The sequence below is a fragment of the Xanthomonas sp. NCPPB 1062 genome, assembly GCF_041481705.2.
Taxonomy (GTDB): domain Bacteria; phylum Pseudomonadota; class Gammaproteobacteria; order Xanthomonadales; family Xanthomonadaceae; genus Xanthomonas; species Xanthomonas euvesicatoria.
On the sequence record NZ_CM192987.1, the window covers coordinates 3,880,043 to 3,895,432 of the forward strand.

Below are 15,390 nucleotides of genomic sequence, written 5' to 3' on the forward strand. Positions count from 1 at the left end.
GATAAGCGTAAGCGGTGATTGGCCGCGCGTTTGGTGAGCCGCATCTTCGCCTAAGCGCGCTCCGCGCAATCACCTACTGATGCAAGCGCAGCATGGCCCGCGCACCAAGAGCGCGCGGGCCATGCCTTGAGCCCCGACGGGAACGGGGCTTTTTCAACACCCGTCAATTGCCAGGAATCAGCGCTTTGCCAGCGCCAGCAGCGTTTCTGCGGTTTTCTCCGAAGACGCCGGGTTCTGACCGGTGACCAGGGTGCCGTCGGTGACCACGTACACGCCCCAGTCGGCGCCCTTTTCGTACTTGCCGCCGAGTTCGGTCAGCACGTCTTCGACCAGGAACGGCACGATCTTGGTCAGGCCCACGCCCTCTTCTTCGCTGTTGGTGAAACCCGTGACGCGGCGACCATTGACCAGCGGCTTGCCGTCGCTGCCCTTGACCCGACGCAGCGCGCCTGGTGCGTGGCACACCAGACCATGCGGCTTGTTGGCCTTGGCAAACGTCTCGATCAGCGCGATGGAATCGGCGTCTTCAGCCAGATCCCAGAGCGGGCCGTGGCCGCCCGGGTAGAACAGCACATCGAAGTCCTCGGCCTTGATGTCGGCCAGACGGTGCGTGCTAGCAAGGGCCTTCTGCGCATCCTGGTCCTGCTTGAAGCGCTTGGTGGCGTCGGTTTGTGCGTCGGGCTCGTCGCTCTTGGGATCCAGCGGCGGCTGGCCACCCTTGGGCGAGACCAGGGTAATGTCCGCGCCTGCATCCTTGAACACGTAATACGGCGCGGCAAATTCTTCCAGCCAAAACCCGGTCTTCTTGCCGGTGTCACCAAGCTGGTCGTGGGACGTCAGTACCATCAAAACTTTCATCGCATTGCCTCGTGTCATGGCCCAACTGGGCAAGGCAGCCAGTGTGCAGTTCAGCCCGTTGCAGCCTCGTGTAGAGCGCGTGGTGCCCGCTGCATGTGTTCATGAATGTTGCGATCGCGTCCAACAAGCCAATGAGTTGACAGGCGCGCCGCCGGTGCTCCGGGCGCCGCACGTGTCTTTTTACATGCCGGCTCCTGCGCGCCATTCGCGCCCACCCAACAATGTCTCGCCAGCTGTGTCAGCAACTGTCGGGCGCTGCGATGCGCCGCAACGGCAGCAAACGCCTCGCCTCACACATTCATTGCCGGCGGCTGCAGCTGATCCATGCGGATGCGGTTGGCGAACAACGAAAACGCCAGCATGCCGGCCAGCCCGCTGACACGGCTCACCCACGGCGGCAGCCAGCGTGGCGCGACCAGCACGCCGCTGTCGAACAACGGCGCAAAGCGCGCCACATCGCCCAATGCCATCTTGCCGGCGAACAGGTAACGGCACAGCTGCAGCTGATCGCGCTGCAAGGAATGGCGGAAGAAGGTGTGCACCGCGACCAAACCACGCAGATACACGGTGTCCTTGGTGAACGCACCGCCGCCACTGGTCGGCACGCCGCGGAACACACGCTGCGCCGACGAAAAACTTTCTGCAGCGCTCTGCCCGCCTGCGGTGAAATAGCGAAATACCTCGATGAAATCCGCACCCGAGCGTGCCATCGCAATCGCTTCGATGCGCAGGCTGATGCGCTTCATGCGCTCGATATCGATGCTGCCGGTGATCTGCTCGGCAAACGTGGCCAGGCCCTCCTGCGTTGCGGTCGTGCGCGGGGACGAAATGCCCAGGCTGGGCAGATGCACCTGCGCGCGCCCGTTGAGCGCGGTCAGCGAATGCACCAGCGCTTCGTGATGGAACAGCTGCGCGCGGTCGTAATCGCTGAACGTGGCACCGGTGCGCAAGCGGATGCGATGCGCGCCGGCCGCCGCCTTGGCGAGCAGATCCGGATCGAGCGTGACAGTGATGACGCGCCCCTCGAAAAACCCGTCCAGATCGTTCTGCAACTGCATGCGCAAGGCGGTGGCCGAGACCGGCACCTGCTCTTCCGGCGCCATCAGTTCGCGATCCAGCTCCTGCGCGATCTGGATGAAATGCTGCGCCGCTTCGCGTGTGCTCGGCCCGTTGCCCGGCATCGGGTCCTCCGGCACGCCGAACAATTGCGCCGAGTACTCGCTCACCGCCGGGGTGCCCAACGACTCCAGCAAACCTGCTGCAAGACTCCAGCTATGCGCCGAATCGATGAGGTATTCACCCAGCGGATGATGCGGGTCGGCGTCCTTGGCGATGGCGGCCAATTCGCGCCGGGTGTCGCCGAAATCCAGCGATGGATACTCGACCTGCGGCAATTCCGGCTGCCCGCGCGCCACGCTGTTGAGAAACGGCTCCTGCAGCGAGCGCGGCCAGCTGGCCAGGGCCAGCAGACGCACACCGCGCACGGCCTTGACCAGGCGCGCATCCAGCCCCGCGTGATGGACGATGTCCGGCGGCCCCTTGCGCGAGGGCATCAGCGCCGTCCGGGACGATCGACGCTGGCCGGCCGCTTGCCCGACCCCTTGCCGCGATTGTTCTGCGCAACGCGGGTGGCGAGCTTCTCGGCGGCGCTGGCCACTTCCACCCGCAGCTTCATGTAGTTGGCAACACGCTCCGGGTCCAGCTCGCCTGCGTCGATCGCCGCACGCACCGCACAGCCCGGCTCGGCGATATGCGCGCAATCGTTGAAGCGGCACTGTGCCGCCAGGGCCTCCACGTCCGAAAAACCGCCTTCGGCCAGATCCTCTTCGCCGGTCGGCTTGAGCTCGCGCATACCAGGCGTGTCGATCAGGCACGCCCCGGACGGCAATGGAATCAACGCGCGATGCGTGGTGGTGTGGCGGCCGCGCGAATCGTTCTCGCGCACCGCATTGGTCTTCATCTTCTGCGTGCCGAGCAGCGTATTGGTCAGGGTCGATTTACCCGCACCGGACGAGCCCACTAGCACCGCCGTGCGGCCATCGCCCAGCCACGGCCGCAACGCGGCCACGCTGTCCGGATCCTTGGCATTGACCGCGCGTAACGGAATGTTCTGCGCCTCCAGCTCTTCCAGCACCGCCAACGCATCCTCGGCGTATTCGGTCTGATCGGCCTTGGTCAGCACCACCACCGGCTGCGCACCGCCGCCGCCCACCAGCAACAGATAGCGCTCGATGCGACGCGGGTTGAAGTCCGCATCCAGCCCGCACACGATGAACACCGTATCGATATTGGCCGCGATCACCTGCTGGTGGTAATGCTCGCCGGCCGCCCCACGCTTGATCGCAGTGCGCCGCGGCAGCAGCGCCACGATGCGCTTGCCCTCCATCAACACCCAGTCGCCCACCGCCGCCCGCTCATGGCTGGGAAAGCGCGGCCGCTGCCACTCCGGCAACGACTCGGCCTTGACGCTGGCCTGAGGCGTATCGGCCACCACATAGCCGGTGCGATGCTGCTCTACCACCCGCGCCGGCAACGCCTGCGGATGCGCGGCGAACACAGCCTGCCAGGCCGGCTCCTGCGGCGGCCCCGGCCAGGGCCAGCCGATGGATTGGAGGGTGGGGTAGTCGGGGGAGATGGGACTCATGGGGCGATTCTACGCCCACTGCTATTTGCGGCATCCACCACGCGCAATGCCACGTGGACTTTTGCCAGACCCCGCAAAAGCCGTGATGGCTTTTGCGGGGAAAGGTCAGCGATCGACTGACGGTCAGACCGCAGCAATCATCACATTCGGCTGATTGCCGCGTTCGCTCCATGCTTGCGCATAGAACTCTTGGCCTGTCTCGCCCTGGGACATCGCACCGATCAGCTGACTCAATTCCGCACCACCGACCAAGCTGTCCACCTGATCGGCATTGAGTCCCGTCCAGTTCTGGTCGTAGAGACGGTCGACACGGTTGGCCGTATCCGTATACCAGTCCTTGAACGTCAAACTACCGGATTGGTCGTTCAGTGTTGCAACCATGTCATCGCCCGCTCGAGCGAAGCTGAACTGGTCGAAGCCTGCCCCGTTCACCTGCAACATATCTTCGCCATAAACATCGATATTCACGATGGTGTCGTGGCCTTGGCCAGCGGTATAGACGTAAAGGTCATCGCCGTCGCCGCCAACCAGCGTGTCGTCTCCATCGTTGCCATCCAAATCATCACCACCATCGCCACCGTACAAAACGTCGCGGCCGGCACCGCCGGAGACCGTGTCAGAGCCCCCAAGACCGCTCAGCACGTTGTCTTGTGCATTCCCCTTCAGCCAATTGCGGAACTCATTCCCAGTACCATTTACGGCATTACCGACCAGAATCAGCGACTCCAGCTCATCAATCAAAGTGAAGTCGATGCTGGCAGCTACCGTGTCACCATTGCGATAAGGATGTTGGCCCATCGCGGGAATGCCGGGCGCTCCTGACATCCCGGTAGAGAATGTCGTTGCGTCGCTAGACAACTGCATCGCCATTGCCATGGGGATTGAAGGGGCCTCGCCCTCGGTTTCGACGATGACATCACCAAGACTATCAACATAATAAAGATCGTCACCTCCACCGCCCTCCATGCGATCATTGCCCGTACCGCCGATCAGCGTGTCGTCACCCCACGCACCGATCAACGTATCATTTCCTCCTCCACCGTCCATCCAGTCGGCATTAGAAGAGTAATCGTCCACAGCCGCCCCGGTCAGGATGTTAGCTCCACCGTTCCCCTGCAGGCTGTTGGATTCTGCATTGCCTGTTCCGTTGAGATCGGCAGTCCCATCAAGGATCAACTGCTGCAAGTTGATGCCCAGCGTGTAGTCAATACTGCTGATTACCGTATTGATATCTGTTCGCCAAAAGTCTTCCAATCCACTGTTGTATCCATTATCAAAGATCGAGTCACCAGCATCATCCACCACGTAAGTATCGCTTCCCATGCCGCCACGCATCACATCCGCGCCGGTTCCACCGTCGAGCAGATCGTCACCGCTTTCGCCTTCCAATAGGTCGTTACCATCCAGCCCAATTAGCTGATCATTGCCGATGCTTCCACGCAGGATGTCGCTGGACGCAGTTCCGTTCAAGGTCACGTTCGGGTTCACAGCATTGGCATGCAGCCATGCGGAATCCCAGACGGTTCCGTTGGCGAAGACCATCGATTCAATCGCTGCCACTCCGCTCTCATTGAAAAATCCAACGATGGTGAGCGGCGACTGCCCCTCCACATACATCTGCAAGTCATCGCCCAGCTTGTAGAGGGTAAAATCGCTAGGGGACAGGTCAGCGTTGAAAATTATCCGGTCCGTTCCGCCGTGGTCTTGTATTGCCTGGATTCCATAGCCCTTGCCGAACACGTAGGTATCCCCGGCTTTACCGCCAGAAATGTGTACATCACCTGGCCCGAGGTCGAACCAGGTGGCTCCTGCCGTTTCAAAATTATAATCGCGCGCAGTACTCTGAATGCCGATGACGTAGCCGCCAGTATCATAAAAATTGGTATAGCTCGAATCGCCAATTCTGACTTCGATAGGCTCGAGAGGTGCACCAAGTTTTTCCAGAATCTCATCTTGGCCCCAAATGCTGCCATCGGCGAAGTGCAACGCATCGATCGGGCCTCCACTGCCCCATTGCTCGGCCGTCAGAAAGTGGCCCAACACCATCAACCGGTCGGTGTAGCCCTCGATATCGATTACCAAGGCATCACCCGAACGCGCGAGGTGGATGTTTTCCGTGGTAATTCCTTCGCCAAGCTCAATCAAATCGTGATCGGGCTCATCTGTTCGCCAATTACTAATGAAGTCCAGTCCCGAGCCAACGCCGAAGCGATAAATATCGTTTCCAGCACCGCCGCTGAGAATATCCGAACCGCTGCCTCCCACCAAAATATCATTACCCGCACCACCCGACAAGCTGTCATTTCCGGCACCACCATAGATGGTGTCGTCGTTCTCCAACCCTTGGACAATATCGTTACCCAAACCGGAATCGATAAATTCATCCTTTGGATAAAAAATTATAATATTGTCGTTACGGTGCGACCCCCGCATGGATTGATATAATATTTCTTGCACATCCCAAACAGTGCCATCGGCGAATATGACCTGCTCGATAGGATCAAGCGTAGGGATCCCGGGGGATTGTATGTCGTAAAATCCTCCCAATGTAATTGAGTCACTGGCCCCCTCAATGATGAGTTGCAAAGAACCCCCATAAATATCATCGTTATAAACGACAATATCTTCCTTCAGTACACTGGCATCAAACCTAACACTCCCGTGCCAACCAGGCGATCCCAGGATGAAGTCGCTACCGCCACCACGGCCAAACTCGTAGATATCTGCCCCCGGACCTCCATAGAGCACGTCATTACCGGCTCCACCATTCAGAATATCCGCGCCTAGTCCTCCATAGAGTGAGTCATTGCCTGCACCACCTATCAGAATGTCATCACCGCCATTTCCGTAAATATAGTCATCACCTTCCCCGCCATCCAGATAATCGTTATACCACACCCCCATCTGCCAATAATAATAAATGTGGAGAAAATCCCCTATCAAAGTATCCTGGCCATTGCCACCATAAATTGTATCGTCCCCCAGCATTCCAACTAGAAGATCATCACCGTCATACCCATAAATTTCATCGTTCCACGAATTTCCTTCGATCTCATCCGCGCCGCGCCACAACATTTCTGGCAAAAGCTCGCTGCCGTCGGCCAGCAAGATACGTGCAGTCGCTCCATTGGCACCAGCGTACCCCTCAATGGTGAGGCTATGGCCAGTATCGTTATCTGTCATTATTAGCGCGCCATTCTTGAGCGCGTAATACATATCGGCGGGCCTGACGATATCGAGTAGCTGTACTTGCCGAACATCGGCAGCAGGATCGAACGCAATGATGTCATTGCCGTAGCCAGTGCCGTAGCGGAAAACGTCGGAGCCCGCTCCGCCGGACAGACGGTCGTCGCCGGCTCCGCCGTCGAGAAGATCGTTGCCATCGCCACCTTCGAGCAGGTCGTTTCCGCCCCCTCCGAATACAAGATCGTTGCCGATTCCGCCATTGAGCGAATCATTGCCTTCTTGGCCGTAAATTCTGTCGTTACCAGCCTCGCCATACAGTTCGTCGTCTTGGTCGCTGCCTTGCAACTCGTCATCACCCGCAGTACCACCACCAAGTAAGCTCAGAGCATTAGCCCGATCCATCGTCGAACCATCGCCAAAGACGATCCGGTGCCCGCCACTGTCGCGTGCAAGAAAGCCTTCCAGGCGAACCGACTGATCTGTACCAAATGTCATCACCAGCGCACTTCCGCTGCGCCGGAACGTCGCCTGACTCCTAGACAAGCCAGTTAGCGCGATGGTGTCGCTCCCTGCCCACTGATTACCCAAGCCGCTCACTACATCATGACCGTCGCCAGCCCTGATGACGTAGGTATCGTTTCCTTCTGCGCCGATGAGGATGTCGTTGCCAGTGCCGCCATCAAGTTGGTCGTCCCCCCGGCCACCGTCTAGGTAATCGTCGCCCGCGTTGCCGGAGAGCTTGTCGTTTCCGGCGAAATTGCCAACCTGATCGTCGCCGTAGAGGCCGTCATTGCCTTCGCCGCCGGCTAACTGATCGTTGCCGCCCATGCCGAGAATCGTGTCATCTCCCGAACCGCCTTCGATCGTATCGTTGCCCTGCTCGCTTTCCGGGGCATCGGAATCATCGCCGACAATCAGGTCATAGCCTGCGCCACCGTTGATGACGTCTGACCCAGCGCCCCCGAGCAAGGTATCGGCATCATCGCCACCATCGATGACATCATCGCCGCCTTGTCCATTGATCCAGTCCATGCCGGCACCGCCGCTGATGCGATCAGCACCGTGAAATTGCAGATCCAGCTGCCCAACCACGAAGTCGCCGTAGATGATGTCGTTGCCCGCATCGCCGGAAATGGTGTCGTTGCCGCCACCACCCCAGATCTGATCACTGCCCTCACCGCCATACAAGCTATCGTTGCCCTGGCGCGATGTGTCCATTCCCACGGTGTCCCCAAGAATGACGTCGTCATCCTCGCCCCCCAATATCTGGTCGCTACCACCGTCGCCCCGCAACTCGTCGTTACCGGCACCGCCATCGATGATGTCGTCGCCGTCCGCGCGCGCTACGGACGACAGATTGGCAACCTCTTCGCCTGCGAGGACACCGTTGATCTGGTCTCCGAAGATCAGGTCATCGCCGTCATTACCCAACAGAATGTCGTTATCATGCCCGCCGGAGATCACGTCGTTGCCGATGCCGCCGTCGACAACATCGTTACCTTCGCCGCTCATGATCAGATCCGAACCGCCACCGCCGTCGATGACGTCGCCACTATCGGCAAATAATTCCGGATCGGGATAGAACGACGGCCCACCGTCCCGAATGGTGCCGACCAATCCCAGAAAGATGTCTTCATAATAGGTACGCGCATCCTCTGCGTCGCCGCTACGCAGACCAACCATGAAACCCACACCACTGGCCAACATCCTGTCGGTAGGCGGAGCCCCAATCCAGCGGTCCAGATTGCGCGCCGTCCTGGCAACTTCGACGATGAAATCGTTGCCATCACCGCCGTTGATGATGTCGCTACCAGACCCACCGTTGATGACATCGATACCGCCACCACCGTCGATGGTATCGGTGCCGAAGCCGGTGTAGAACGCTTCGGCCTCGTCAGTTCCTTGAAAAACGCCGTTGATGTTGGCGACTTCAGGCGTCAGATCGCCGTCCCACTTTGTCCCCGACGGTGGGAGAACACCAATTTCCCCACCCAGAGAAATCCCCAACTGACCGTTCTGCCACCGCTCGACATGGATCGTGTCGCCGCTGACCAAATTGGTGATTATTAATCTATGGACCGGGTCCGCAATCATGGTCAATCGCAAGTTGCCGGTAGAATCGGCCCACGTGGTTTCCGTCAGGCGGGCACCTGCCGTCACGGCCACGTTGTCGACATACACAGCGCCATCGCCGCCGCTGTCGTAAATGCGATCTGTACTGACTAGAAGGGATTCGTTGGTAAGAAAGCGGTACGTGTCGAATCCTGCGCCACCGTACAGGAGATCATCGCCCGATCCACCACTGATATCGTCGTCGCCGTTGCCGCCCAGGACCAGATCGTCGCCGCCACCAACTGCGATGGTGTTGTTGCCGTGTAGAGCCACCACCACGTCCGAGCGCACGTCGAAATCGGAGCCGACATAGTGCATGGCAGCACCATCCTGAACGCCCCAGCGCGCGCGCTCCAGAAGATTCGTATCGAGGGCAAGGTTTTGTGTTCTTGCAGAGACATATTGGCTGAGTGAGTCGACGCCTCGCTTCCGTTCATCGCCAAGAGTCTCCGCATCGAAACCGAGATAGCCGTCAGCGCGGATCAGGACGTCGGCAAGCAGGCGAGTAAATCCTTGCTGCGGCCGCCTGCCATTGGCCTGTTGATAGAGCCCCGCCAACACGACATCGATGAGCGCAGCGGCCAGATTGAGCTGCTTGTCGTCTCCGTTTTCATTGACAAAAAACAAACTATCCGTGCCGCGCAGTTCGGTACCCACGATCTTCGCCACGTCGGCCGCGAGCGTGTCGAGCGCGCCTTCTCCTACGATCTGGCGCTGGACCAGCAATTCAAGCAAAGTACTAGCAGTACGATTTGTCGGCACAACATTTTGATATGCCCCCCGAAATACTCTTGGCAGCAACTCTTTGAAATTCTTGGAGGCCTCAAGAAATATTTCCGAATTCATGAACCCAGCAAGCAGTGTCATCGAATGCAGGTCGACTGCCTTGGCGAAGTCAGCCGCTACGCTTCCGCCCCAGCCAAAGATATCTTCCGCTTCCGGATCGAGCACAAGCGGATTTCCATCATTGATCTTGAACAAATTTTCAGTGCTATAGCTGAGTACCTCGCCCGCCACCACAATCTGTTGCACGTTCGATTTCCGCTCGTTGTAATGGAGCAGATCGTAGTCTTTAAATTCCTGAGGAAGGGTATAGCCTGCGTACTTCAATGGTTCCAGATACAGGTCGTATGTAGACGTTGCCGCCGACTTCTCGAAAGGCGCCTGATCGAAGACAGTCGCTTTTTTATCGAAATAAACCGCCATCAACGAAGCGAGCCCGCCACCTAGCGAATGACCGGTGAAACTAGTCTTCGCTGAGTCCACGACCGGCAAGCTCAGTACATTCAGATAGAACTCTATGGCTTCGAAGACCTGTTGGGAGAACCCGCCTACGCCTGCTGGTACATTTCCCGTGATCCAGTCATCGAGCGCTTGACCTTCTTCTAGCGTCGTCCCTGCATAAGCGACCACTACCTCCCCCGTGGCTGCATTGCGATAGGCCCTAGCCATGAATCCGCTCTGCGAGATCTTCTCGTCGATCTGGCTCCATCCTTCGGGGAGCTGAACAGTATTCAGTTCCGACCTCACACTGGACTTCGATCCATAGACATTCGCGGCCAGCTGCGCATAATCAAGAATTATATTACTGAATTCCATTTCCATTCACCATTTAGTTATTGATTAATTTATTTACAAACCGCATAGCCTTGTCTTTTCTTATAAAACTCGGAAAGAAGTTTTGGAGGCCCTGAGCTAGGTTGCCCTGTCACATAAGCAATGTCATCCCAAGAAAGATAGGTCACAGGTCTGTCCGCATGACGAAAGCCCCAATTCCCCGTTCCCGACAAATTTATACCCATGCGGGTGATGGGTGCTTCATGCTGATTTACCTCCTGCATTTCCCGATTGCGCCAACGATAGACACTCATCAAATAAGTTCCTTTCGGCTTGCCAACACAGAATTCTTCGAGGTCTTCATCAACAACGACCAAGTAGGCGTCACCATCCACGATATCGAAGGAAAGCATTTCCGGAACTCCCTTCACCCCGCTTTTGGCAGACCAGTGAACTCCTAAAGGCGCATAGTTGATTTCCTGATAAATAGGTGGCCCATCGGTCGAGTTGGGAAAGCCACTCTTCAGAGCTACTGAATATCGATCTACATCGATGCGCCGCCCATCGCTGAGCCACACCTGCTCCTTCCAGCGCATCGTGTCTTTGTTGCTGCAACCGCTCAACAAGGCAGCAGACATCAGTCCAGCAACCATCGCCCACCTACACATCTTCATCGCGTCGCACCTCGTTGATTACTTCTTTTTTGAAATTAACCAGCACTCACACCGGTCCAGCGAAAGTGCATTCACGCAATGCCCGCTGCATTGCGTGGATGCACTTCATTGGTTACAGCAGCCTAGCCAAATCACTTCGCCCCTCCTTAATTACAAGATAGGTTTGGTGTTCTAGTATAAAAATCAGAGACCGACCTTGGCGGCTGGTCGTCAAATTGCCCAGTGACTCTCGCAATTTCTTTCCATGACAAGTGTTGCGCCCCCCCGCCCAGCCATCCTTACGAAGGATCCAGTGCGCATTCCCGGAAAGATTCATCCGCATCTTATCTAGGGGTGCTTCGTGCTGGTCGATCTCTTGCACCTTCCCATTGCGCCAGCGCAAGACATTCAAAAGAAATTCGCCTTTACGTCTTCCCGTGCAGAAATTATCGCGACTTTTCCCGGCAGTTGTAACGAGATAAGCATCGCTGCCAGCGATGTAAAAAGACTTTACTTGCGCCGCTCCTTCTTTCTCCCAGAACACTTGCAAAGGGTCGTATCTAAATTCTTGATGCCGGGTGACGATTGACGAAGAATTTGGGAAATCAATTGTCCCTTCTGCCTGACGCTCCACCTCTACAAAGTGGCCCTCATCCAACCAGACCTGCTCCTCCCACTTCATCTTTTGCTTGCAGCCAGACATACACGTCATGACCAAGGCCAAACCGACGAGCATCAGCAGTTTCATAAATTCATCTCTCCCTCAAGGATTCCGAGCCATGCACTCGCAAGGGACTCAACAAATAATCAATCACCCGCCGCTTGCCCGTTTTCACTTCCGCACTCAAGCTCATCCCGGCACTCATCCGCACCTTGACCCCATCGATCGCCAGCGTGCTGCCGTTCAATTTGATGCGTGCGGGGAATACCAAACCCAGCTTTTCGTCCTGCGCGGCATCATGGGAGACGCTGGCGACCGTGCCGGTCAGATAGCCGTAGCGGGTATAGGGGAAGCTATCGACCTTGACGGTGACCGGCTGGCCCGGGCGCATGAAGCCGATGTCCTTGTTGAGGACGGTGACTTCGACCTCCAGTGCTTCTTCGGCCGGCACTACGACCAGTAACGGCTGTGCAGGCGTGACTACACCACCTACGGTGTGGACGGCTAACTGCTGGATGGTGCCGTCAACGGGTGCGTGCAGAGCCATCAGCTTGTCGCGCTGGCCGGTCTTGGCGACGTCCTGGGTCAGCTGGCCGGCTTGCTCGCCTGCCTGGCGCAAGGCATCCAGTGCCTGCTGGCGTGTGTCGGTGACAAGCACGCGCAACTCTTCCTGCGCCGCACTGATCGCCGAGCGGATTTCCTGCAGGCGGTTGCGCTGGGTGGCGAGCTGGCTTTCTGCGGCGATGCGTTCCTGTTCGCGCAACAGGTAGTCATGGCGGCCGACGTACTTGCCTTCGACCAGGCGGGCGTAGTCCTCTGCGCGCACTTTGGAGATGCGTGCGGATTCGGCCAGCGGTTGGATCGCGTCCTGAGTGGTCTGCAACTCGGCCTGGCGTTGGGCGATGCTGGCTTGCAGGTTATGCCGGCGCGCCTGGAATGCGTCGAACTGGCTGCTGACCAATTGCTGCTCGTTGGCCACGCGCTCGGCGGGGAGATCCGGAGCGGGATCCAGCTGCGGCGGCTGCCCGGTCGCAATGGCGGTCGCCAACGCTGCCTGGCGTAGCGCGGCCAGCCGTGCGTTGACCAATGCGTCGCCTGCCTGGGCGAACTCGGCGCCGGTGGCGGTGGCATCGAGTTCGACCAGCAGCTGGCCTTTCTTCACCGCCTGTCCGTCGCGTACCAGGATCCTGCGTACCACCGCGGTTTCTGCGGTCTGCACCACCTTGGTCCGCGAGTCGACCACGGTCTTGCCTGGTGCCACGGCGACGATATCGAGCTTGCCCAGGCACGCCCACAGCAGCGCGACACAGAAGAAGCCGATGATGATGCGCATGGTCCAGCGCGCGGTGGGCGAGACAGGCGTTTCGGTCAGCTCGAGATGGGCGGGGAGGAACGCGCGCTCGTCGGCGCTGCGCGCGGGCGGGTCGAGCTGGCGGCGCACCGCCCAGGCCGATTTGAAGATGTTGAAATAGCGGAGAAAGAAATCGCGCCATCCCTGGAGCAGGTGCTTCATGGTGTCCCCTGTTGCAGTCTGTACAGATGTGCGTATTGGCCTTCCGGGCGGTCGACCAGCTCGGCATGCGAGCCGCTCTCGACGATGCGTCCCTTCTCCACCACGACGATGCGATTGGCCTGCCGCACGGTAGAAAGGCGGTGCGCGATGATCAACACGGTGCGTCCCTTGCAAATGGCGCGCATATTGCTCATCACCGCATGCTCCGATTCGTAATCCAGGGCGCTGGTGGCCTCATCGAGAATCAGAATGCGCGGATCGCCGATCAGTGCGCGCGCGATCGCAATGCGCTGCCGCTGCCCACCGGACAGGCCGGTGCCGTGCTCGCCAACCTTGGTGTCGTAGCCTTCCGGCAATTCCAGAATGAAGTCGTGGGCACCTGCCAGCTTGGCCGCATGGATCACCCGCTCCAGCGGCATGCCGGGATCGGTCAACGCGATGTTCTCGCGCACGCTGCGGTTGAACAGGAAGTTTTCCTGCAGCACCACGCCCAACTGACGACGCAACCAGGCCGGATCGGCCAGCGCCAGGTCCTGGCCATCGATCAGCACCCGCCCGCGCTCGGGCGTGTAGAGCCGCTGCACCAGCTTGGTCAGCGTGCTCTTGCCGGAGCCGGAACGGCCGACGATGCCGATGATTTCGCCTGGGCGGATATCCAGCTCGATCCCGTTGAGCACCTCGGGCGCATCCGGCCGATAGCGGAACGTGACCCGCTCGAACGTCACCTGCCCGCGAATCGGCGGCAATGCCAGGCGACTGCCCGGCAACTCGGTGCGGGTATTGAGGATGTCGCCCAGCCGCTCGACCGAGATACCGACCTGCTGGAAGTCCTGCCACAACTGAGCCAACCGAATGATCGGCGCGGTGACCTGGCCGGACAACATGTTGAAGGCGATCAGCTGGCCAATCGACAGCTTGCCTTCCATCACCAGCTTTGCGCCCCAGAACAGCACCGCCACGGCGGTGAGCTTCTGCACCAGTTGCACGCCTTGCTGGCCCAGCGTGGCGATGCGGGTGACGTTGAACCCGGCGCTGACATAGCCGGCCAGCTGGTTGTCCCAGGTGCGGGTCACGCGCGGATCCACCGCCATCGCCTTGACCGTGCCGATGCCGCTGACCGTCTCCACCAGGAAGGATTGGTTGTCGGCGCCGCGCGCGAACTTGTCGTTCAGGCGTTTGCGCAGCACCGGGGTGACCAGGCCCGAGATGGTCGCGTACAACGGCAGCGACAGCACCACGATCAAGGTCAGCCAACCGCTGTACCAGAACATCACCGACAGAAAGACCACCGTAAAGAATAGGTCCAGCACCGAGGTCAGCGCCTGTCCGGTCAGGAAGTTGCGGATGTTCTCCAGCTCGCGGACGCGCGCGATGGTGTCGCCGACCCGCCGCGATTCAAAATACGCCAGCGGCAGCGACAACACATGCCGGAACAGCCGCGCACCCAGCTCCACATCGATCTTGCTGGTGGTGTGGGCGAAGACGTAGGTGCGCAATCCGGACAGCAGCACGTCGAACACCGCCATCGAGACCAGCCCGATCGCGATCACGTCCAGCGTGGTCAGGCCGTTGTGCACCAGCACCTTGTCCATCACCACCTGATAGAACAGTGGCGTGATCAGCGCGAACAGCTGGATGAAGAACGAGACGATAAAGACCTCGATCATCAACTTGCGGTACTTCACCACCGCAGGAATGAACCAGCTGAAGTCGAACTTGGCCAGGTCGCCGAGCACCGAAGCCCGCGAGGCCACCTGCAGCAACCGCCCCTGGTAACGTGCTTCGAACTCGGCGGGAGAGATGGAGCGTGGCCGCTTTTCGACCAGATCGTGGACCAGGATCTGGTCCGCACCCACCTTTGCGACGATAAAGGCATCACCATCCGGCACCAGGGCCAGCGCCGGTAACGCGGCCATGCCGATCCGCGCCGCCGGTTGGGCGACGACCTTGGCTTTCAGCCCCAATTGCTTGGCAGCCAGCAGCAGCGCGGTTTCGTCGAATGGCTCGCCCCCACGGCCAAAGCCGTGCGCAAGCTGCGTCGCATCGGCGGCAACGCCATGAAATTGCGCAAGAAGGACAAGTCCCTGCAGCCCCAAATCCGGTCGGTCTTGCACCGACGAGCCGCCCTCGACCAACGAGAGCGACGCACTTCCCCCTGACATACGCGTTCCTTGCTGTAGAGCCCAAGCCGGACTCGAGTGATGGA

The 15,390-nt window shown here is 59.1% G+C and carries 8 protein-coding genes; all 8 read right to left on the reverse strand.

Features of this window, described 5'->3' with window-relative positions; genetic code table 11:
- Positions 1 to 177 precede the first annotated feature (177 nt).
- On the reverse strand, positions 178 to 858 hold the full coding sequence (locus ACCQ16_RS16645; protein WP_011348546.1) for a type 1 glutamine amidotransferase domain-containing protein: 681 nt from the start codon (positions 856 to 858) through the stop codon (positions 178 to 180).
- 290 nt (positions 859 to 1,148) lie between these two features.
- The gene (locus ACCQ16_RS16650; protein WP_008573634.1) at positions 1,149 to 2,411 is read right to left on the reverse strand and encodes a flavohemoglobin expression-modulating QEGLA motif protein; all 1,263 of its coding nucleotides are present in this window, start codon (positions 2,409 to 2,411) and stop codon (positions 1,149 to 1,151) included.
- Positions 2,411 to 3,502 carry a ribosome small subunit-dependent GTPase A gene (rsgA, locus tag ACCQ16_RS16655; RefSeq protein ID WP_218533171.1) on the reverse strand — a complete coding sequence of 364 codons (1,092 nt, stop codon included), beginning with the start codon at positions 3,500 to 3,502 and terminating at the stop codon, positions 2,411 to 2,413. The genes ACCQ16_RS16650 and rsgA overlap by 1 nt, the downstream gene beginning before the upstream one ends.
- A gap of 123 nt (positions 3,503 to 3,625) precedes the next feature.
- Positions 3,626 to 10,399 (reverse strand): calcium-binding protein, encoded by a 6,774-nt coding sequence (locus ACCQ16_RS16660; RefSeq protein WP_277572488.1) that lies wholly within the window; start codon positions 10,397 to 10,399, stop codon positions 3,626 to 3,628.
- Between the two features lie 29 nt (positions 10,400 to 10,428).
- A complete protein-coding gene (locus ACCQ16_RS16665; protein WP_014091026.1) occupies positions 10,429 to 11,031 on the reverse strand; it encodes a hypothetical protein in 603 nt (200 codons plus the stop codon).
- A gap of 112 nt (positions 11,032 to 11,143) precedes the next feature.
- Complete coding sequence (locus ACCQ16_RS16670) at positions 11,144 to 11,758, reverse strand: Rossmann-fold NAD(P)-binding domain-containing protein (protein ID WP_372380029.1); 615 nt, start codon at positions 11,756 to 11,758, stop codon at positions 11,144 to 11,146.
- 4 nt (positions 11,759 to 11,762) lie between these two features.
- Positions 11,763 to 13,184: an HlyD family type I secretion periplasmic adaptor subunit gene (locus ACCQ16_RS16675; RefSeq protein ID WP_218503387.1), complete on the reverse strand. Its 1,422-nt coding sequence runs from the start codon at positions 13,182 to 13,184 to the stop codon at positions 11,763 to 11,765.
- Positions 13,181 to 15,346 carry a type I secretion system permease/ATPase gene (locus ACCQ16_RS16680; RefSeq protein ID WP_218504568.1) on the reverse strand — a complete coding sequence of 722 codons (2,166 nt, stop codon included), beginning with the start codon at positions 15,344 to 15,346 and terminating at the stop codon, positions 13,181 to 13,183. The genes ACCQ16_RS16675 and ACCQ16_RS16680 overlap by 4 nt, the downstream gene beginning before the upstream one ends.
- Positions 15,347 to 15,390: the final 44 nt, after the last annotated feature.